The organism is uncultured Aquimarina sp. (assembly GCF_947500065.1).
Classification (GTDB): domain Bacteria; phylum Bacteroidota; class Bacteroidia; order Flavobacteriales; family Flavobacteriaceae; genus Aquimarina.
Genome location: NZ_CANMQT010000004.1, coordinates 59,089 through 77,893, shown reverse-complemented (window position 1 = coordinate 77,893; position 18,805 = coordinate 59,089). Strand labels below are relative to the sequence as shown.

Below are 18,805 nucleotides of genomic sequence, written 5' to 3'. Positions count from 1 at the left end.
TTTCTTATATCTGAGAAAACAAATGTTAGGCCGCTTTCTTTCTTTTGCGATATTTACTAAAAATTATCCAACCAACTAATAGGATTAAGAAATAATAGAAATAAGATATGGGTTTCCCATTACCACCCACTGTGGTGAATAAGCGTTCCCATCTTATTTTGTTAAAAAGACCTTTGGCATTACTATCCCAACTCATCCATATGAAAACTGGTTTCCCTACAATATGATTGGCTGGGACATATCCCCAAGCACGACTATCTTCACTATTATGACGATTGTCTCCCATCATCCAGTAATAATCTTGTTTAAAGGTGTAACTATCGATAGGATTACCGTTAAGCAAAATCTGCTTTCCGTTTACGGATAATTTATTGTCAATTCCCATTTCAGAACCTTCATAAACTTCTATAATTCTACGGTATAATGAAAAGCTTTTTAGATCCATTTGCACTGTTTTTCCAGCTTCAGGGATATAAATAGCTCCAAAATTATCTCTATTCCAGTTTACTTTTCCGTTGTTAGGAAATATACCAGGTTCTTTTTCTCCAGAAGGTTTAATTGTTCTTTCTAAACTAGCTACATTAGGATGGTTTTTAAACTTAGCCGCTGCTTCGTTTGTTAAACCTCCTGATTGAAAGAATGTATTATTATACCCAAACTCATTTTCTTTGATTTTGTAGCGATTGTAAAGGTTTTGAGTATTAAAGCTTTTCCCCTTTGTAGCTCCTGTATAAGAAAATTGCAATTGGGCACGATCAGGTAATACGGTTTGCTTTCCGTTGATATGCACATATCCATCAACGACAGATAAAGAGTCGCCTGGTACACCTACACAGCGCTTTACATAGTTGGATTTCTTGTCAATAGGTTTGTATACATGAATGCCAGATGGATCTCTAAAAAAACGTACGGTATCAACTGGCCAGCTAAATACTACTATATCGTTACGCTTTATTTTTTGGAAACCAGGTAATCTAAAATAGGGATACTGTACATCGCTATTATAGGATTTAGTTTTTACCAATGGTATTGTATCGTGTACCATAGGAAAAGAAACCGATGTCATAGGTGTTCTGGCACCATAATGAAACTTACTTACAAATAAGAAATCCCCAACTAATAATGTTCTTTCTAAAGATCCTGTTGGGATTGTATATGGCTGCATAAAGTACGTATGTACTAGGGTAGCAGCAACAACCGCAAAAAGAATAGAACTTATCCATTCTCCAGTACCTGTTCTTGGTTTTAGATCTCTATTTTCTATATAGTTTACATCTAACATGTAATTTATGTAGTAAATATAAAAACCTAATGTTACGATTACTAAAATAGTATCTGTTGTTGTGTTTTTTCCAAAACTCCTAATGGTTTCTACCCAAACTACAGGAAGCATGATTACATTAATAACAGGAATGAATAAGAGAATAACCCACCACCAAGGACGATTGATTATTTTCATTAAAACAACTGCATTGTATACCGGTACAGCTGCTTCCCATGCTTTTCTTCCTGCTTTAATATATAATTTCCAAGTTCCTAAGAAGTGTACTACTTGTACTGCCAGGAAAAAAATAAACCATTCTGATAGTGTCATTTTTTTTGTATTTTAAGTATAAGTGTATGTAACTATAAAAGTGTTACACTTTTTAAACCACATTGTGGTATTTAATTTATTAGATTTTCTTCTGAATTTATAAAAGGTATTTCATCTGTTCTCTTAAATACTTCTTCTATGCTCAGTTAGTTTTAATCAATTTTTATAATCCTAAAACGTCTTTCATTCCAAAAACTCCAGTTTTACCTGATAACCATTCTGCAGCTACAACTGCACCAAGTGCGAAGCCGTGACGATTGTGAGCTGTATGTTTGATTTCTATATCATCTACTGCGGAAGCATAGGTGACTGTATGCGTACCAGGAACGTTTTTGATTCTTTTTGCTTTAATAGCTATTGTTTTATCATCTCCTTCGTCTAATTGCCAGGCATCTTTATTAGTGTTCTCTATAACACCTTCTGCTAAAGTAATGGCTGTGCCACTAGGAGCATCTAATTTTTGCGTATGATGAATTTCCTCCATATGTATATCGTACCCTTCTATTGGGTTCATCATTTTAGCTAGTTTTTTGTTTAATTCAAAAAATAAATTAACACCTAAACTATAGTTAGAAGCGTATATAAATCCTCCGTCTTTTTCCTTGCATAAGGATGTAATTTGGTCATAATGATCTAGCCAGCCAGTTGTTCCAGATATAATAGGTACACCAGCATTGAAACAATTGGTGATATTGTTTACAGCAGCAGAAGGAATACTAAAATCTATAGCTACATCGGCAACAGATACATCATATTCTTTATCATCTTTATCAACAGTGAGGACAATAGTGTGACCTCTTTCTGTCGCAATCTTCTCTATGGTTTTACCCATTCTGCCGTATCCTAGAAGAGCAATATTCATATTTTTTTGTGGTTGTTGGTTATGAAATTTAGAAGCTATAGTTTAGTGAGACACCGTAATTAGGTTTTGCACCGAATTCATTAAAATTTACTTTGGGTTTAAACGATAGATCTTTTGAAACATTAAATTGTTGTAAGTGAGCTGTTACATTAGCATCAATGATATTTAAAACATATAAACCTACGGTAATAAGTAAAGATAATTCCTGATCTTTTCTGAAACGTCTCTGCAAATCAATTAATTGATCATCAGAAAAATCTTCAAACTTTAAGGTACTCGGATCAACACCAGCTAATCTAGCTTTATAAACATCTCTAAGATCATTATAGGTGTTGTTGTTTTCAAGATAAAAATAAACTCCAGCACCAAGCGCGCCATATACAATTGGTATTTTCCAATATTTCCCAGTATAGGCTTGTCCTAGTCCAGGCAGAACTGCTGAATAAAAAGCTGCACGAGCTGGCGCTAAGGGTTCATAGGGTCTTAGCTTTTTATTTTTTTTCTTTTTGACTGCGACTTCTTCGATAACCATTTTTAGTTCTTCATCCTTATTCTCATCTTCCTCTTGAGAAAACAAAGGATGAATACAAAAGCATAGTAATAAAATAATATAAAAGGATTTAATTTTCACTATCAATGAGTTTCTTTAGGCGTTTAAAATCTTCTTCAGAAGAAAACGGGATTATTAATTTCCCTCGTCCATTGCTGGAAACTTTAACATCAATTTTAGCACCAAAATATTCTGAGAAATCTTTGATTCCTTTTAAGATATAGGTAGGAGCTTTACTTTCAGTTTTTTCAGTTTCAGGTTTTTCTTCTGTATTATTTAAAGACCGAACTAATTTTTCAGTGTTACGAACAGATAGAGAATCTCCTATGATTTTCTCATAAATATCTAGCTGTTGCTGTTGATCCTGGATATTAATTAATGCTCTACCATGACCCATTGATATAAATCCGTCTCGAATGCCAGTTTGTACAATAGGGTCTAATTTTAATAACCTTAGGTAATTAGCAATTGTAGATCTTTTTTTACCAACACGATCACTTAGTTGTTCTTGCGTTAGATTGATCTCATCGATTAACCTTTGATAGGACAATGAAATTTCTATAGGATCTAAATCCTGACGTTGGATATTTTCTACCAAAGCCATTGTTAATGATTCCTGATCATTAGCAATACGTATATATGCAGGTATGGTTTTTAATCCAACTAATTTAGATGCACGAAAACGTCTTTCTCCACTTACTAACTGGTACTTGTCAAAGTCTAATTTACGAACTGTAATTGGTTGTATTACACCTATTTCCTTTATGGAAGTAGCAAGTTCCTGAAGTGTTTCGTCATTAAAACTGGTACGTGGTTGAAAAGGATTTACTTCAATACTATTGAGATCCAATTCTATAATATTTCCAACTACTTTATCAGCATTTTTGTCATCTGCTGATTTGATATCATTTTCCGGATCTTTAAGTAAAGCTGATAATCCTCTACCTAAAGCTTGTTTTTTTGTTGCCTTCGCCATGAATCCTTAACTATTTTTCTTTATAATCTCATGCGCCAAACTTAAGTAATTGCTGGCACCTTTACTAGAAGCATCGTAATTTATTATGCTTTCACCATAACTAGGTGCTTCGCTTAAACGTATATTTCGCTGAATGATTGTTTTAAAAACCATTTCGTTAAAATGTTTCTGTACTTCTTCAACGACTTGATTGGATAATCTTAATCGGGAGTCATACATTGTTAACAATAACCCTTCTATATCCAGATGCTCATTATGAATCTTCTGAACACTTTTAATCGTATTTAGTAATTTACCTAATCCTTCTAGTGCAAAATACTCACATTGAATAGGAATGATAACAGAATCTGAAGCTGTAAGTGCATTTAGTGTCAACAAACCTAGTGATGGTGCACAATCGATAAGAATATAGTCATACGATGTTTTAAGATCCAGAATAGCTTTTTTTAGCATATATTCTCGTTCATCTTTATCTACAAGTTCTATTTCTATTGCTACCAGATCAATATGTGCAGGTATAATGTCTACATTGGGAGAGTTGGTTTCTAAAATTGCTTCTGTAGGTTTGATCGTATGTTCTAGGATCTGATAGGTTCCTTTTTCTATACTCTCTACATCTAATCCCAGTCCTGAAGTCGCATTGGCTTGAGGATCGGCATCTATTAGTAATACTTTTTTCTCTAATACTCCTAGAGAAGCTGCTAAATTTACAGAAGTGGTTGTTTTACCAACACCACCTTTTTGATTGGCAATCGCTATTATTTTACCCATTGGGGGAGATTTGGATTTTAAGCGATAAAAATACAATTAATTATACATTATAAAAATGAAAAATATTAACAGTGCATAATAAAAAAGGCCATCTGCTGTAGCAGATGGCCTTTAGAATGAATAATAAGTTTGAATTATTCTTTTTCAGGCATTAAAACACCCAAAATATGTCCTTTATCTAAGTACTTTTTAGCAACATTTTGAACATCTTGTTTGGATAACTTAGCAATAGTTTCTGCATATGTTTCTCCAGTCTCCATTGGTGATTTATTATAATCAGCACTCTGAAGGTTGTTTAACCAAAATGAGTTTTGTTTACTTTTTTCTTTATATTCTAATAATCTAGATTCTTTAATTTTAGCAAGATCTTTATCGGTTGGTCCTTCTTGTATGATTGTTTTTAACTCAGTGATAGCGGCATCAGTTAGTTTTTTTACATTTTCAGGTCCGCAAGGGAAACTTATACTAAAGTTATAACTTCCATATGGTAATTTATTAAGTCTTCCTCTTGCACCAACTCCATATACACCACCTTCTTCTTCACGAAGTTTTTCGATTAATTTGATCGAAAGGATTTCTCCTAGCGCTTTTATTGCTAAATCTTCTGATTTAGTATACTCCGTTTCTCCTCTCCAAATAATATTTACAGCACTTTTAGGGTCTTTACCTTTGTATACGGTTTTCTCGTGAGCACCTGATAATGGCCTGAAATCAGATACTTTATAGGTTTCATCTTTACCCGTATTTGGTAAACTAGCAATATATTTCTCTGCGTATTCTTTTAATTTAGCATCATCCACGTTACCCACAAAATAAAAATTGAAACCACCAGCACCGGCGAATCTTTCCTTATATTTTTTATATGCTAGTTCATAGTTTGCTGCATCTAATTTTTCAGCTGTAGGGAAACCAACATATCTTGGATTTTTCCCGAATTGAAATTTATTAAACTCTTCACGAAAATAATTTTGAGGATTAGAAAGATAGTTGCTTAAAAAACCTTTTTGTTTTTCCAGATCTGATCTAAATGCCTTCTCGTCTTTGTTTACATCAGTAAAGTATAAGTATACTTGTTGAAATAAAGTTTCTAGATCTTTAGGAGTAGATGATCCATTAAAACCTTCAGAAATACCACCAATATAAGGTCTTAGTCTTACGATTTTGCCAGACATTACTTTGTTCATATCATTTAAAGATAATCCTCCTAAACCTGTCTGCGAAACACTACCGCCGCCATGAGCTATTTGCAAATAATCTTCGTTACTATACAAAGAACTTCCTCCATAACTATACCCAGAAAACAGTATTTCATCATTTTTGAAATCTGTTTTCTTATACGTGATTTTTGCTCCATTACTTAATTCTAATACCGTAATATCTAGTTTTTCATCTCTTTTAGATGAAACAATTTTTCCTGGAGTTGGCATTTTCTCGATCAAATTCTCACGAACTTTCTCGTCTTTATAGTCTTCTATGTTGGCAGTTTCTACTTCCTTTAATAAAGAAAGAATTTCTTCTTTGGTAACTTGTTTTAGACCTTCTTTTTCTGGTCCGGTCATAACAACTGCACGGTTATCATCATGCAAGAAGTCTTTAATTAACCCATTAACTTCTTCTAGAGTAACAGTAGGTAATTGAGACATTGTATATTGATATTCCCATTCGATTCCAGGAATAGGTTCTTGTTGTAAATAGTTATTAATATATTGTCCTATAATCCTATTAGATTCTCTCTTATCTTTATCTTTAAATTGTTTTTCCCACCGCGCAGAAATATCTTTTTTTGCACGTTCAAGTTCTCCTGCTTTAAAACCATATTGTTTAACTCTTTTGTTCTCCTGTAAAATTACTTTTAAGGCATTAAGTTGTCCTGTTTCCGGTGTCATAGCAAACGATTGGTAAGCTTTTCTGTTTCTCGCAAATGTTCCACTATGACTGCTAAATGCGAATACAAAAGGTGGGTTAGGTTTGTTTCTTAATTCATTAAGACGATTATTCATCATTTGGCTAAATACCCCTTCTACTATTTCTTTTCTATAATCTTCCACCTTAGTGATTGGTTCTGAAATCTCTCTATCCTTATACATAATTCTTACTATAGAGTTAGAGGCTTCTTTATCTGATACTACTGCAATAAGAGTTTCTTTATGATTAGGAGTATCATAAGTTTCTCTCTTTTTTGGGTTTTTCGGCATTTTAATACCACTAAAATGATCCTTTATTTTTTGTTCTAATGTGGCTACGTCAAGATCACCCACAGCAACTACAGACATTAAATCCGGTCTGTACCAATCTTTATAATAAGTCCTTACATCTTCGTATTTGAAATTCTCTAGGATCTTCTTTGTACCGATAGGTAAACGTTCAGAGTATCTAGAATTGTAGGCTATGATAGGTAGATACTCTTGTAGCATACGTTCATTAGCTCCTTTGCCCAATCGATATTCTTCTAATACAACACCTCTTTCTCCATCAATTGCTTCTTCTGTCAATTCTGCATTATGAGCCCAATCTTCTATAATTTGAAATCCTTTTTCTAATTTTTCCGGATCATCACTAGGAATAGGTAAAATATAAACGGTTTGGTCAAAACTTGTATATGCGTTTAGATCTGCTCCAAATTTAACCCCGATTGTTTGTAGATAATCTACAAGTTCATTTTTTTTAAAATTCTTAGTTCCATTAAAGTTCATATGCTCCATGAAGTGAGCCAATCCAAGTTGGTTTTCGTCTTCTAAAATGGAACCTGCGTTTACAACGAGTCTTAATTCTACTTTGTCTTCAGGTTTTCCATTATTACGAATGTAATAGGTAAGACCATTATCTAATTTTCCTATTTTGACATTGGGATCCGTAGGAATCTTACCTTCATTTTTTACATTAGTAGCTGCTCCAAGCTCTTTACTAGTAGTTGTTTGAGCAATTCCAGAAAATGGAATACTGCATAAAAAAACTCCTAAGAATGTGTTGAAAATTGTTTTTCTATTCATTGATGATTTATTAGTGTGAATTAGTTTTAGTTATTAATTAGCTAAAAATAGTTAAAACTTTCATCTTTGAACTATTTTTTTAGTTGAATGTTTAGTTAAGAGTATTGGAAACCTAATTAGATACCTACTTTAAAGTATAATAGGTTTTCAATACTCTTTATTATAGATTAAGAATTACTTATTCTATATGTATAAGTGCAGAATTAGTTAGATGTGTTACCCGTAATCTTTGTTTTTTTTGCATAAAAAACTGGATGTCAGATAAAAAATCTGACATCCAGCTATAGTTAATTTGACTTGTTTTTACACTTATTTGCTCTTTTTAGCTCGGATAGCCGCTTCGAGCATGTCCCACATTTGTTCAGGAACTTGATCTAATAAATTAAATTGCCCAGCACCTTTCAACCATTCACCTCCATCTAGTGTTATTACTTCCCCATTTACATATGCAGAAAAGTCAGATACAAGGTAAGAAGCTAAGTTTGCCAATTCTTGATGTTCTCCTAAACGTTGTAAAGGTACTTTTTTAGAAAGGTCAAATTGATCCTTCATATCACCAGGTAAGAGACGATCCCAAGCACCTTTAGTTGGGAAAGGCCCAGGAGCGATTGCGTTGAATCGCATACCGTATTTTGCCCATTCCACAGCAAGAGATCTAGTCATTGCTAGTACACCTGCTTTAGCAGTAGCACTTGGCACTACATAAGCAGAACCAGTCCAAGCATAAGTAGTTACTATATTTAATACATTGGTGTTTTTATATTTGGTATCAATCCAATGTTTTCCAAAAGCAAGTGTGCAATTTTTAGTTCCTTTAAGTACAATATCTATAATTGTATCAAAGGCATTAGCTGATAAACGTTCTGTAGGAGAAATGAAATTTCCTGCAGCATTGTTTAATAATACATCTACAGATCCGAATGCTTCAAGAACTTGATCCCTCATAGCTTCCACCTGATCATAATGTCTTACATCACATTGAACTGGTAGACAAGTACCTCCAGTTTCTGCTTCTAACTCTTTTGCAGTACCTTGTAATTTTTCAAGGTTACGCGATGTGATAGCTACTTTTGCTCCAAGCTCCATAAAGTACTTGGTCATAGATTTTCCTAATCCGCTACCACCTCCAGTAACGACAATATTTTTTCCTTCTAGCGCTCCATCGCGAAGCATTTTATCAGTATAGCTCATATGTTATGTATTATAATATCATTATTTTGGTGAAAGTTACAATTTATATTTAAAATACTATGCGCGCATAGCACTTTAAAGTTATTCGAATGTTGAAATCAGGATTTCCAATATAGTAATTGCAGCGTCACTAATTTTCGTTCCCGGGCCAAATATGGCAACAGCTCCTTCTTGAAATAAGAATTCATAATCATCAGGAGGGATTACTCCACCAACGATAACCATAATATCTTCTCTTTCATATTTTTTTAACTCAGCAATGATTTGTGGTACTAATGTTTTGTGTCCTCCAGCTAATGAAGAAACCCCTACGATATGTACGTCATTTTCTACAGCTTGTTTTGCTGCTTCTGTTGGGGTCTGAAATAAGGGACCTATATCTACGTCAAAACCTACGTCTGCATAACTAGTAGCAACTACTTTAGCTCCACGATCATGACCATCTTGCCCCATTTTGGCAATCATTATTCTAGGTCTTCTTCCTTCTAAATCCGCAAATTGGTTAGCGAGTTCTCTTGCTTTGGCAAAAGATTTGTCATTTTTTATTTCTTTAGCATACACTCCTGTAAATGATTTAATTTCCGCTTTATATCTTCCAAACTCTTTTTCAAGGGCATCACTAATTTCTCCTAAGGTTGCTCTTGATCTGGCAGCATCCACGGCTAAAGATAATAGATTTTGAGCATCATCTTTTGCCGCTTGGGTTAAATTATGTATCGCTTGTTTTACGGCTTGTTCGTCTCTAGAGTTTTTTACTTTTGTTAATCCTTCAATTTGTTGGTTTCTTACAGCATTGTTATCTACTTTCAGAGTAGCGATATGTTCTTCTTCTTCTAGTTGAAATTTGTTAACTCCAATAATTACGTCTTGTTGACTATCAATTCTGGCTTGCTTACGTGCAGCAGCTTCTTCAATACGCATTTTAGGAATTCCGGCTTCTATAGCTTTAGTCATTCCACCTAATTCTTCAACCTCTTCTATGAGTTTCCAGGCTTTTTCTGCAATATCATTTGTTAAAGATTCTACATAGTAGCTTCCAGCCCAAGGATCGACTGTTCGGTTGATTTGTGTTTCTTCCTGAAGATATATTTGTGTGTTTCTCGCTATTCTTGCAGAGAAATCTGTAGGTAATGCAATAGCTTCATCCAATGCATTTGTATGCAAACTTTGAGTACCTCCAAAAGCTGCTGCACTTGCTTCTATACAAGTTCTAGCTACATTGTTAAATGGATCTTGAGCTGTTAAACTCCATCCACTGGTTTGACAATGTGTTCTGAGCATTAAGGATTTTGGGTTTTTCGGATTAAATTGTTTGATTAATTTTGCCCAAAGCATGCGTGCTGCACGCATTTTAGCAATTTCCATGAAATGGTTCATTCCTATAGCCCAAAAGAAGGATAGGCGAGGAGCAAAAGAATCAACATCCAGACCTGCATCAATTCCTTTTCTGATATATTCTAATCCGTCTGCTAGTGTATATGCTAATTCAATATCGCAAGTGGCTCCTGCTTCTTGCATATGATATCCAGAAATACTTATTGGATTGAATTTGGGCATATTTTTAGAGCAATATTTAAAAATATCACTGATAATTCGCATGGATGGAGTAGGTGGATAAATATAGGTGTTACGTACCATGAATTCCTTCAAAATATCATTCTGAATGGTTCCGGATAATAATTTCTGATCTACTCCTTGTTCTTCTGCAGCTACAATATAAAAAGCCATTATTGGTAACACAGCTCCATTCATTGTCATAGAGACAGACATTTTATCCAATGGTATTTGATCAAAGAGTACTTTCATGTCCTCCACAGTATCAATGGCTACTCCAGCCATTCCGACATCTCCAAATACTCTTTCATGATCACTGTCGTATCCACGATGTGTTGCAAGATCAAAAGCAACGGATAATCCTTTTTGACCGGCAGCAAGATTTCTGCGATAAAATGCGTTGCTTTCTTCTGCAGTAGAGAATCCGGCATATTGTCTTATAGTCCAAGGTCTTCTTACATACATGGTAGAGTAGGGTCCACGTAAATAAGGAGGGATTCCTGCAGCAAAATTCAGATGTTTAAGATTTTGTATATCTACTTCGGTATATTTTGATTTTATGTCGATCCCTTCCGAAGTAGTGAACGTGTTATTTTCTGAAAGTGAATTTAGCGGCTCACTTTCTTTGTTTAACGTAATATGTTGAATGTTCTTTCTGGTCATTTTTAAGATAACTTATTCAGTTTCTGCTACGCAGCAATCATTAGCATGTAATAGTATATTTCAAAAGCAATAAAGATTTTAACTTCCTTAGATCGAAAAGTGTCTTCAGGGTTAATGGCATTAAAACCGTCAGCTATTATTTTTGGATTAATAGGTCCAATCCATTCTAGTTTTTCAATAATTTTTGTTAAATCATTATTTTTAGAATTATTTTTAAGGCATTGTATAAGTGGTCCTTTATAGTTCAGGACAAGCATATTATTCTCTTGTTGAATTCTAATTTTTTTCTCTTCCTCTGTTTCAATATCTAAATTTTCAAGTATTTGAGATGTTGGAATTTCTTCTTTGTTATTTTCAATAGGTTGTCGATAATAATCATAGTAAGAAATCCAAAGAGAATTATCAGTGCTAGCATTTTCTAAAATTTTTCCAGTAATATTTCTGGACTTATTGGATGCTATAGTCTTTAGGTCAATTGACATACTGGAAATTTCAGAAAGAAATTTTTTGTAGGTGCCAATGGTATCATTTTCTAATTTATAATATGCAAATAGATCATTTTCGAAAGAAACAAATGCTTTGTTGATAATTTTCTGATTAGAAATAGTACCGCACTGAATTGTATTTTGTTTTTTATTGTAACAAGAGCATAAAATGCTCACAAGAATTATGGATATAATTATTGTTGTTTTCATAAAAAAATAAGCCATTATTGAAAACGTAAAATTACGGTTTTATTAATGATCTATTTTAGAAAATATAAAATAAGTTAACACTTTAGGATAGAATATTGCAATAATGATTAACCAAAAGCTTTTTCGATAACCATCAGAATAGAGTAGTAGATATCAAAAGCAATAAACTTTTTTATTTCGGAGGCACGAAATTTCGTGTCAGGAATATAATAAATCCTTTGTGCAATTAAAGATGTACTTACGTTTCCATCTTGTTCAAGGGTACTTATTATTTCTCGAAAATCATCACTGTCACTATTGTTTTTTAAACATTGAATAAGTCCTCCTCTATAGTTAAATATCAGAATTTCTTCTTCATTTTTTTTAGAAGGATGGGTGTATGGAGATGGTTTTTTTGTAGCTTCCTGATTTTCGTAATCACTTAATTTAACCCAAATAGAATTAGGATCATTAGACTTCTTTTTAAAAACTCTTGCTAATTGAATAGAATTATCTGAGGGTAATTTTCTTAAATCTAGAGATAAACTTGCTACTTCTGCTAAGAAAGTACGGTATGTCTTTATAGAGTCGTTTCCAAATTTGTAATATTCGAATAAGTCTTTTTCAAATGCGTCGAATGCTTTGGAATAGAGTCCACTGCTGTCAACACTTAGGCAATTTATACCATTTTGCGAATAACTAATAGATGTTAATAGTAATAAAGTTACTAAAGCGATTCTAGATCTAATCATTTGGGGCATCGATTAAGATTTAGTTTTGTTAATTGTTTGTTGTTTAAATGTTAATTTTTACGAAAGTTAACAATAAATTATGAATTATTTGCGTTATAAAATGTTTTTCTCAATTTTCTCACACAATCTTCGTTTAATAATTGGGCTTATTAAAGTCTTTCGTATATTCTTTTTTAGAAAAGGACTTTTCTGTAATGGAGGTATTAATTCTTCAGGATTCTTGTAGGTATTGGCTCCTGTTAAAATAATTTCTTCCTTGTCAAAAAGCTCTTGTTCTTTTTCTGCACTTTCTTTTATCTTTTTCTGGATTGTTCCAGATTTTAATTGTTTCAGATAACCTCCACCTTTTTCGATGTTTTTAAATAAAGACAATGCTTTATCGGACAACTGATTTGTTAAACTTTCGATATAATAAGATCCAGATGAAGGATTGTTTACGATATCAAAATAGCTTTCATTTTTTAGGATTAACAATTGATTGATTGCTATTCTTGCCCCAAAATCATTATCTAGATTATATACATCATCATATCTCAAATTATGAATAGCGTCTGCGCCACCTAATATGGCACTCATACACTCGGTAGTTGTACGAAGCATATTTACATTATAATCTAAAATGGTTTTGTTTCTGTGTGAAGGATGGGCGAATATATAACATTTTTTTAACATTTTATATTCTTGTGCTAAAGAATTCCATAATACTCTGATAGCCCTCAATTTGGCAATTTCAAAGAAGTAATTTCCCCCTACAGCTACATTAAAGACTATAGGAGTTTTCTGGAAAGGGTTGTTTTCAAGATTTTTAAAATGGTTAAGATATTCATTAGCGTGTGCCAATCCATAAGCTAATTGTTGAATCATAGTAGCACCAGCATTTTGAAGAATACTAAGGTCTATACTAATAATGTTCTTTAAATTAGAGCTTTCTTTTATAATGTTTTCTAAACCGAGGTGATCTTCTTTTAGACTTTTAAACCAGTTCCCAGTTTTTGCTAGATTGCCAATGATGTCGGTTAACAGGTAAATAGAAAGCTGCGATTTATCGGCAATATCATTTATCTTACGAATATAATTAGCTGATAAAAATAAAGTTTCAATATAAACAGATATGTCTGGGGAGATATTAGACAATAATGTTATGGGATCAATACTTTCTGAAGCGATAACAAAATAAATACTTTCTGCTCCTTTTTTTATAGCATCTAATCCAGCATTATTTCCAGTTACTGCATCTTCAACTTCAATCTTTTGAGAATTTATCCAGGATGAAGGATTAGTAACATCATTATGAATTCCTGTAATATCTTCTTCATTATAGAAAGGCTTTATATCAATCCCTTCATAAGATTTATAAATTAAGGCTTCGTTATAATCTGCTCCTTTTAAATCGAATTGGATTTTTTGTTTCCATTCTTTTGTAGAAACTTTATCAAAGCTATCGAACAAAGTTTTAGTCATCTTTCTTTTTTTTAGGGATACTGTCTTCGTATTCAATAATATAAATCTCTTCGTTATCTCGCTTCATAAAATATTCCTCTCTTGCAAACTTTTCTAGTTCACTACTATCTTTTAGGACTTTTATATTCTTTTGATCTTTGACAATTTCTTTTTTGTAATACTCTTTATTATTTTTTAATTCCTTAATTTCTTGATCTAATTCTCTATGAATAAGCCAGGAATTTGTGTCCAAAAACAAAATCCACACCACAAATACCAGAATGATTAACACATATTTGTTGAAAAATATGGCAAAAATCGGTATTAAGGCAGGTGTATTCCTTAGCTTTTCAAAATAGCGTTTTAGCTTCAATTTAGATCCAGTAATTTATTAGTTTATAAAGGTACAAAAGTTAATTCAAGCGTTCTTTTACTATAGTACGAACAATATCAATAGCTACGTTGTTATAATTATTATTCGGAATAATTAAATCGGCAAACTCCTTGGTTGGGTCAATAAATTGCTGATGCATAGGTTTTAAAGTATTTTGGTAACGGTCTAAAACTTCCTCCATATCTCGACCTCTTTCCGCAATATCACGTTTTAATCGTCTTATTAGACGTTCATCACTATCTGTTTGTACATATATTTTTATGTCAAACATATCTCGAATTTGGGGATTCGTAAGAATCAAAATTCCTTCTACAATAATTACCTTACTAGGTTCAGTCTTTACCGTTTCTTTTGTTCGATTGTGTTCTACAAACGAATATACAGGCTGCTCAATAGTTTCTCCCTTTCTTAATGCATCTAGGTGTACTCCTAATAATTCAAAATCGATGGATTGTGGGTGGTCAAAGTTAATTCTAGTTCTTTCTTCATATCGAAGATGACTAGTGTCTTTATAATATGAATCCTGTGAAATTACGCATACTTCATTTTCAGGTAGTTCATTTACAATTTGTTTTACTACAGTTGTTTTTCCACAACCAGTTCCTCCAGCTATTCCAATAATAAGCATTCCCTATTGTTTTTGGCAAATTTAGAAATAGTTATCGAGTTTTTGAGTGATAGCCTTTTTTTTATTAATGGTGAGAATAAAAAGAAATATTAACTTGGATAATAAATAACTCCAGAAGCAGTATCTATTTTAGCACCAGTAACTGATTTCAGACAGTTTATTTCATTCCTATCTTTTAATATTCCCATAAATGCAAAGATTAAAGCCTCTTTATAATCGATAATACTGGTGTCGGGTATAATGATTTTGGAGAATTTTTGAAGTTTTTGTTGTAAAATTTCTATTAGAAAGTCGTTTTTAGCACCACCACCAGTTATCAAAAGAGATGAATTTTGTTTGTCAGTTTTCTTTATTGCGTTAGCAATTTGTTCTGTGATGTGTAACACTGAAGTATGTAATAAATTTTCAACAGAATCCTCGGTGTTTTTAATAATTGGAATAACCTTTTCTACAAACCATTCATACCCTAGTGATTTTGGATAGGGTTCCTCATAAAAGGCTAGTCTATTTAATGATGCTAGCATTTCATTGTTTAATGTTCCTGTTCTGGCAAGCTGTCCTCCATCATCATATTCAACATGTATGGTAGCACAAATAAGATTTAATAACATATTGGCAGGAGAAATATCATAGGCTATTCTTTTACCATTAAGGTCGAACGAAATATTACTTATTCCTCCTAGATTAAGACAAAAACCGTACTTGTTAAATAACAGTTGATCTCCAATTGGAACTAACGGAGCTCCTTGTCCTCCTTGGGCGACATCATTGGTTCTAAAATCACAAATCACTTTTTGATTGCATGAATTAGCAATATGTTGACCAGAACCTATCTGATAGGTTAATCCGATTTCTGGTTGATGAAAAACCGTGTGACCATGGCTTGAAACGAAATCTACTGTAAGATTATTTTGGTCTATAAAATTTTTTACTTGTAAGCCTAACCAAGATCCATAAGTGTTGTTAAAGGCAAGTAGATTGACAGCATCAAGATTTACTGCGTTCTTTAACTTGTTTTTAAGTTCTTTGCTATATTCAACGTTTTTCGTTTTAAGAATAGAAAAAGACCATAAACCTTGTTGTATTTCTATTTGACAATAAGCAATATCTAAACCATCTAAAGAAGTTCCAGACATTAATCCAATTACCTTGTATGTTATAGGAAGAGTTGACATTTATTCATGCAAACTAGTAAAATATTTTTAACAATATTCTTTTTATCTAGTTATATTTATTGATGTATTGAAGATCAAGTTTTTCTGGGTCAATTTCTACAATTGCCTTTTTATAGTAAAAATCTATAATTTCATTTTCAAGATACTTTTTGATCTCATCAACACTTTTTTTGTTAAAAAGGGAAAATATATATGAAGCTTCTGCTTTCTTAAATTCTGTAATAAGTTCATCTGGGTTTTTGACAATATTGATGCCTTTATATGCGTCAAATTTTTTCTTCATCCACCGATGACTTGCCAATCTAATTAAACTTTTCTGTCGTTCTTCATTTAAAAAAGTTATTTCCTTTGTATTCGTCGAATCATTCTTTTTTACGCGGTCTACTGCTGTTTTAGACTTAATATATTGCCTTTCAAGCTTGAAATCGATGCGTTTCATATCTCTTTTTAACTTTTCAACAACCTCATAAAGAGCACCATTGTACATAATTACGAACTCCTCATAATTATATAAAGCATCAAGAAATAAAATTGCCTTTTTTCGATATACTTTAGGGAATGCTTGACTTTTAGCATCTATAAAAAGTTCATTAAGTCCAGTTTGTATTTCTTCTGGAATACCAGAAAATTTAGGGCCATTTTTTATTTTTCTAAGCTGCGCCGTTATGTCCATTCTTGATCCTTTGTATACTATGGATCTGTACTTAAATCTATATCTATTAGGAGATTCATAATCTATTTGTTGGTTATAACCAGAGTAACTTATGAAAAGGATGGCAAAAAATAATAGAGATTTCATAAATCTTGGTTTCTACAGACTTTCTGAATATGTTTTGTAATAGTTATAAAAATCTTAACGTAAATTATGTTAAGATTGTTATGTTTTTAATCAATGAAATGTTTTAACTCTTAAAATACAGGATTTAAAGATGAGTTATAATTACTGTTATTTCTTTACTGCAATCACTTCTTCGATAGTAACTATTTTTTCTTGTTTGTTACCCCAACTATTCATAATATAATTCATAACATCTACTATCTCTTCATCTTCTAACCCTAGAGGTGTCATAGCACTATTATAAGTAATTCCGTTGACTTTTATAGGGCCATTTAATCCATATTTTATCGAGTGAATACTCTCTTTGCGCTTATTTACTAACCAATCTGATCCAGCCAATGGAGGGAAAATTTTAGGGGTTCCTTTTCCATCAGGTAAATGACACTGCATGCAGAAATCAACATAAATCTCCTCGCCCCGTATAATACTTTTAGATAGTTCTGTCTCTTGGTAATCCAGTTTGACATTTGTGACATATCCATTGTTATTAGACGTACCTTGTTTAGCTAACATAGAAATACAAAACAGAATAGAAATGATTTCTAAAATCAGTATTTGTTTTAAACGTTTTCTTATCTTTAGTTTAACCAACATTCATTAGGGATTAGGGATGATTTTTACGATTCCTTTATTTTCTACGGCAACATAAATATATCCATCGGGAGCTTGCCGAACGTTGCGCACTCGACCAATATTTTCTACTATTTTTTTTCTACCGACTACTTTATTGTCATCTAACTCTATAAGTTCTAAATATTGAAACTTGAGAGAGCCTACTAACAAGTCATTTTTCCATTCAGGATATTTGTCACTGGTCACAAAATCCATTCCACTTGGAGCGATTGAAGGGATCCAGTAATATATTGGTTGTTCCATTCCTTCTTTGCTGGTTATATCCGTAATTGAGGATCCACTATAATTAATTCCATACGTAATAATTGGCCACCCATAGTTTACTCCTTTTTTGATATCATTTATTTCATCACCTCCTCTAGGACCGTGTTCGTGTACCCATATTTTTCCGTCGACAGGATTGATGGCCATTCCTTGTGGGTTTCTGTGTCCATAAGAAAAGACCGCTTTTTTTGCTCCAGCTTTACTTACAAAAGGATTGTCGCTAGGAATGCTTCCATCATCATTCAATCTATAAACTTTTCCACCATCTCTGGTTACATCTTGCGGATTTTCATCTCTGTTTCCTCTATCTCCAATACTAAAATACAGATATCCTTCATTATCAAATTCTATTCTAGAACCAAAATGGTGTCCACGAGTAGTATTAGGAGTTCCCTTGTATAATTTTTCAATAGAAGTTAATTGATTATTTTGGAGTTTAGCTCTGATTAATGCGGTATGTCCTCCTTTTTCGGATCCTTCTCTAGAGGAATATGTGATATATAACCATCTATTTTTGCTATAGTTAGGATGTAGCTCTATATCCAGTAATCCTCCTTGGTTACGATTATATACTTCAGGGACATTACCAATTTGGGTTTTGACTCCATCTTTATAATGAATCAATTCACCACTTTTTTCTGTAATAAGCATGCTTCCATCAGGAAGCCAAACCATACCCCATGGAATTTGTAAATCCGGAACCACAATTTCCGTAGTATAATTTTTTGGGTCAGGAGCTATTGGGATATCATTTTTCTTTTCTTGGGCGCAAGAAAGTAGCGTACATAATACTAATAGTTTGAGAAATATAAAATTCTTCATAGCTATAATTGGTTTTACTTTTGAAAAGTACAAA

General features: G+C 32.7%; 17 protein-coding genes. All 17 read right to left on the bottom strand.

Annotation, left to right across the window (positions count from 1 at the left end):
• Nucleotides 1–25: 25 nt before the first annotated feature.
• The 17 genes from lepB to Q0975_RS13050 all read right to left on the bottom strand — a co-directional run bounded on the left by lepB (nucleotide 26) and on the right by Q0975_RS13050 (nucleotide 18,771).
• Entirely contained in the window at nucleotides 26–1,594 is a 1,569-nt protein-coding gene (gene lepB / locus Q0975_RS13130; protein WP_299437347.1) for a signal peptidase I, read from the bottom strand.
• Between the two features lie 163 nt (nucleotides 1,595–1,757).
• Nucleotides 1,758–2,456, bottom strand: coding sequence for a 4-hydroxy-tetrahydrodipicolinate reductase (dapB, locus tag Q0975_RS13125; RefSeq protein WP_299437345.1), 699 nt, complete (start codon nucleotides 2,454–2,456; stop codon nucleotides 1,758–1,760).
• 28 nt (nucleotides 2,457–2,484) lie between these two features.
• Nucleotides 2,485–3,087, bottom strand: coding sequence for a DUF5683 domain-containing protein (locus tag Q0975_RS13120; RefSeq protein ID WP_299437343.1), 603 nt, complete (start codon nucleotides 3,085–3,087; stop codon nucleotides 2,485–2,487).
• On the bottom strand, nucleotides 3,077–3,982 hold the full coding sequence (locus tag Q0975_RS13115) for a ParB/RepB/Spo0J family partition protein (RefSeq protein WP_299437341.1): 906 nt from the start codon (nucleotides 3,980–3,982) through the stop codon (nucleotides 3,077–3,079). Before Q0975_RS13115 ends, Q0975_RS13120 begins: the two co-directional genes overlap by 11 nt.
• A gap of 6 nt (nucleotides 3,983–3,988) precedes the next feature.
• The gene (locus Q0975_RS13110) at nucleotides 3,989–4,753 is read right to left on the bottom strand and encodes an AAA family ATPase (protein ID WP_299437339.1); all 765 of its coding nucleotides are present in this window, start codon (nucleotides 4,751–4,753) and stop codon (nucleotides 3,989–3,991) included.
• 134 nt (nucleotides 4,754–4,887) lie between these two features.
• Nucleotides 4,888–7,743: a pitrilysin family protein gene (locus Q0975_RS13105; protein WP_299437337.1), complete on the bottom strand. Its 2,856-nt coding sequence runs from the start codon at nucleotides 7,741–7,743 to the stop codon at nucleotides 4,888–4,890.
• Between the two features lie 309 nt (nucleotides 7,744–8,052).
• Complete coding sequence (locus Q0975_RS13100) at nucleotides 8,053–8,934, bottom strand: SDR family oxidoreductase (RefSeq protein WP_299437335.1); 882 nt, start codon at nucleotides 8,932–8,934, stop codon at nucleotides 8,053–8,055.
• Nucleotides 8,935–9,015: 81 nt separating this feature from the next.
• Nucleotides 9,016–11,151, bottom strand: coding sequence for a methylmalonyl-CoA mutase (gene scpA / locus Q0975_RS13095; protein WP_299437333.1), 2,136 nt, complete (start codon nucleotides 11,149–11,151; stop codon nucleotides 9,016–9,018).
• A gap of 26 nt (nucleotides 11,152–11,177) precedes the next feature.
• Nucleotides 11,178–11,846, bottom strand: coding sequence for a hypothetical protein (locus tag Q0975_RS13090; RefSeq protein WP_299437331.1), 669 nt, complete (start codon nucleotides 11,844–11,846; stop codon nucleotides 11,178–11,180).
• Between the two features lie 107 nt (nucleotides 11,847–11,953).
• The gene (locus tag Q0975_RS13085; RefSeq protein ID WP_299437329.1) at nucleotides 11,954–12,577 is read right to left on the bottom strand and encodes a hypothetical protein; all 624 of its coding nucleotides are present in this window, start codon (nucleotides 12,575–12,577) and stop codon (nucleotides 11,954–11,956) included.
• A gap of 93 nt (nucleotides 12,578–12,670) precedes the next feature.
• The gene (locus tag Q0975_RS13080) at nucleotides 12,671–14,038 is read right to left on the bottom strand and encodes a methylmalonyl-CoA mutase subunit beta (RefSeq protein ID WP_299437327.1); all 1,368 of its coding nucleotides are present in this window, start codon (nucleotides 14,036–14,038) and stop codon (nucleotides 12,671–12,673) included.
• On the bottom strand, nucleotides 14,031–14,342 hold the full coding sequence (locus Q0975_RS13075) for a septum formation initiator family protein (RefSeq protein ID WP_299438193.1): 312 nt from the start codon (nucleotides 14,340–14,342) through the stop codon (nucleotides 14,031–14,033). Before Q0975_RS13075 ends, Q0975_RS13080 begins: the two co-directional genes overlap by 8 nt.
• Before the next feature lie 88 nt (nucleotides 14,343–14,430).
• Nucleotides 14,431–15,039, bottom strand: a complete 609-nt coding sequence (udk, locus tag Q0975_RS13070; RefSeq protein WP_299437325.1) for a uridine kinase — start codon at nucleotides 15,037–15,039, stop codon at nucleotides 14,431–14,433.
• A gap of 89 nt (nucleotides 15,040–15,128) precedes the next feature.
• Nucleotides 15,129–16,214, bottom strand: a complete 1,086-nt coding sequence (locus tag Q0975_RS13065; RefSeq protein WP_299437323.1) for an anhydro-N-acetylmuramic acid kinase — start codon at nucleotides 16,212–16,214, stop codon at nucleotides 15,129–15,131.
• Between the two features lie 46 nt (nucleotides 16,215–16,260).
• Nucleotides 16,261–17,013 carry a hypothetical protein gene (locus Q0975_RS13060; protein WP_299437321.1) on the bottom strand — a complete coding sequence of 251 codons (753 nt, stop codon included), beginning with the start codon at nucleotides 17,011–17,013 and terminating at the stop codon, nucleotides 16,261–16,263.
• Nucleotides 17,014–17,160: 147 nt separating this feature from the next.
• Complete coding sequence (locus Q0975_RS13055) at nucleotides 17,161–17,646, bottom strand: cytochrome c (protein WP_299437319.1); 486 nt, start codon at nucleotides 17,644–17,646, stop codon at nucleotides 17,161–17,163.
• A 3-nt stretch (nucleotides 17,647–17,649) separates the two neighbouring features.
• The gene (locus tag Q0975_RS13050; protein ID WP_299437317.1) at nucleotides 17,650–18,771 is read right to left on the bottom strand and encodes a PQQ-dependent sugar dehydrogenase; all 1,122 of its coding nucleotides are present in this window, start codon (nucleotides 18,769–18,771) and stop codon (nucleotides 17,650–17,652) included.
• Between the last annotated feature and the right edge of the window lie 34 nt (nucleotides 18,772–18,805).

Excerpts from the sequence above, each read along its gene's own strand:
- Q0975_RS13080 (WP_299437327.1), bottom strand. The coding sequence starts at position 14,038 with ATGACTAAAACTTTGTTCGATAGCTTTGATAAAGTTTCTACAAAAGAA.
- Q0975_RS13055 (WP_299437319.1), bottom strand. The coding sequence starts at position 17,646 with ATGTTGGTTAAACTAAAGATAAGAAAACGTTTAAAACAAATACTGATT.
- Q0975_RS13105 (WP_299437337.1), bottom strand. The coding sequence starts at position 7,743 with ATGAATAGAAAAACAATTTTCAACACATTCTTAGGAGTTTTTTTATGC.
- Q0975_RS13085 (WP_299437329.1), bottom strand. The coding sequence starts at position 12,577 with ATGATTAGATCTAGAATCGCTTTAGTAACTTTATTACTATTAACATCT.
- Q0975_RS13065 (WP_299437323.1), bottom strand. The coding sequence starts at position 16,214 with ATGTCAACTCTTCCTATAACATACAAGGTAATTGGATTAATGTCTGGA.
- Q0975_RS13100 (WP_299437335.1), bottom strand. The coding sequence starts at position 8,934 with ATGAGCTATACTGATAAAATGCTTCGCGATGGAGCGCTAGAAGGAAAA.
- udk (WP_299437325.1), bottom strand. The coding sequence starts at position 15,039 with ATGCTTATTATTGGAATAGCTGGAGGAACTGGTTGTGGAAAAACAACT.
- Q0975_RS13050 (WP_299437317.1), bottom strand. The coding sequence starts at position 18,771 with ATGAAGAATTTTATATTTCTCAAACTATTAGTATTATGTACGCTACTT.
- Q0975_RS13110 (WP_299437339.1), bottom strand. The coding sequence starts at position 4,753 with ATGGGTAAAATAATAGCGATTGCCAATCAAAAAGGTGGTGTTGGTAAA.
- dapB (WP_299437345.1), bottom strand. The coding sequence starts at position 2,456 with ATGAATATTGCTCTTCTAGGATACGGCAGAATGGGTAAAACCATAGAG.
- Q0975_RS13090 (WP_299437331.1), bottom strand. The coding sequence starts at position 11,846 with ATGAAAACAACAATAATTATATCCATAATTCTTGTGAGCATTTTATGC.
- Q0975_RS13060 (WP_299437321.1), bottom strand. The coding sequence starts at position 17,013 with ATGAAATCTCTATTATTTTTTGCCATCCTTTTCATAAGTTACTCTGGT.
- Q0975_RS13115 (WP_299437341.1), bottom strand. The coding sequence starts at position 3,982 with ATGGCGAAGGCAACAAAAAAACAAGCTTTAGGTAGAGGATTATCAGCT.
- scpA (WP_299437333.1), bottom strand. The coding sequence starts at position 11,151 with ATGACCAGAAAGAACATTCAACATATTACGTTAAACAAAGAAAGTGAG.
- lepB (WP_299437347.1), bottom strand. The coding sequence starts at position 1,594 with ATGACACTATCAGAATGGTTTATTTTTTTCCTGGCAGTACAAGTAGTA.